Origin of the sequence: Xanthomonas sp. SHU 199, from assembly GCF_000364665.1 — a bacterium.
Taxonomy (GTDB): Bacteria; Pseudomonadota; Gammaproteobacteria; order Xanthomonadales; family Xanthomonadaceae; genus Xanthomonas_A; species Xanthomonas_A sontii.
Genome location: NZ_AQOI01000350.1, coordinates 1 through 1,371 on the forward strand (window position 1 = coordinate 1; position 1,371 = coordinate 1,371).

Annotated in this window: 2 protein-coding genes; one reads left to right on the plus strand and one right to left on the minus strand. The window is 68.7% G+C overall.

The genetic code is table 11. From position 1 onward, the window contains the following. Window positions 1-117 precede the first annotated feature (117 nt). Complete coding sequence (locus tag D183_RS0112210; protein WP_017909242.1) at window positions 118-843, plus strand: DUF6882 domain-containing protein; 726 nt, start codon at window positions 118-120, stop codon at window positions 841-843. 45 nt (window positions 844-888) lie between these two features. On the opposite strand, the gene D183_RS0112215 is transcribed toward D183_RS0112210, so the two are convergent. Beyond that, a complete protein-coding gene (locus D183_RS0112215; RefSeq protein ID WP_017909243.1) occupies window positions 889-1,290 on the minus strand; it encodes a DUF2628 domain-containing protein in 402 nt (133 codons plus the stop codon). Window positions 1,291-1,371: the final 81 nt, after the last annotated feature.

The following is a 1,371-nucleotide window of genomic DNA, read 5'->3' on the forward strand; positions in this document are numbered from 1 at the left end:
GAGCCTGCCGGATACCACGAAGATCTGGTTCGGGTTGTGGAACGCGCTGGGCGTGGTCGCCTACCTGCTGTACGGCCGCCGCAACAGCCTGCTGCAGCGCGCGCCGCAGACGCCGCGATGAGCCCGGCGTTCCAGGCAGCGCTGGCACGGCACATCGGCAGCGCCTACGCCCGGCAGTTGGCGCTGGCGGACGTGCTGGACGGACGCGATTGGCGCGTGGACCTGGGCGCGGGCCGGGTGTACTTCGGCGAGGACCTGCAGTTCCCGATTCAATTGCTGGGCACCGCCGCAGAAGCCAGCGCCAGCTGGCTGTGGGCCTGGGCCAACGCCGCCAGCAACCTGCCACCGGCCTTGCTGGCCAATGCCAATGCGCTACGTGCGCACGGCGAGCACGAAGGTATCGCAGAACTGGCCGCGCCGTCTTCGGCGCTGGGCGAGGACGGCGGCCACCAGATCGCCCTGCTCGCCGGTGCCCTGCGCGGGCGCTGCTACTACCGCGCGCCGTACGACGGCGGCGCGCTGTTCTTCCTGCTGGAGGACGTACCGGCCGCGGTCTTCGCGCCGTGCGACGACGCCCGCGTGCTGCGCCTGCTCGGCGAATTGCCGATGCAGTTCGAACTCGACCACCGGGCCATGACCGACGGCTTCCTGGCCGATCAGGGCTATGCCCTGCAGCGCGACGCCGCGCAGACCGTGGCGACGCGCGGCAACACCCGCATCGTCCTGGCATTCGATGCGCAGGCGCGGCTGACCGGCATTCAGGGCCAGCTGGCCCCGGCGCAGGCCGCGGCGGTCACGCCGAAGCCGGCACCGGCCTGGCAGTTCTGGAAGCGCAAGCGCTGAGCGCGGCGGCGGCGTGTCGCACCTGCGCGCCGCCGTGCCCGACGCTTACCACCAACGCAGGCCTTCGAACGGGTTCCAGCTGACGCTGCCCTTGCGCTGGTCCAGGTAGTAGGCGTAGTTGGCGGCCATGCCGACCAGCAGCGAGTAGGCGATGCCCAGGCCGCGGCCGATCGCCTCGGGTAGGAACGCCGCGACCACAGCCAGCGCCAGCCAGATGCCGATCAGCCCCAGCGCCTTGCGCCACATGCCGAGGATGAAGAAGTAGATGAAGCCGAAGAACAGGGCGAAGAAGTTCATGTTGATCTTCAACCGTTCCATGAACGGCAGTGCCTTGAACGCGGCCTTGTACTCGGGCGTGGACGGGGCGCCGTAACGGTCGAAGAAGTCGAAGCGGAACTGCCACTTCGGGCTGAGCGGCGCACGTTGCGGGAGATTGGGGGTTTCCATGGCGTTAGAATCCGTTTTGTAAACGTTTTCAGTTTACCTGAACGGGGCAGCGCGCGCCAAATGGGCGCGGCTGGCGCACCA

Bases quoted from the DNA above. Each gene is read 5' to 3' on its own strand.
- D183_RS0112210 (WP_017909242.1), top strand. From the start codon at position 118: ATGAGCCCGGCGTTCCAGGCAGCGCTGGCACGGCACATCGGCAGCGCC.
- D183_RS0112215 (WP_017909243.1), bottom strand. From the start codon at position 1,290: ATGGAAACCCCCAATCTCCCGCAACGTGCGCCGCTCAGCCCGAAGTGG.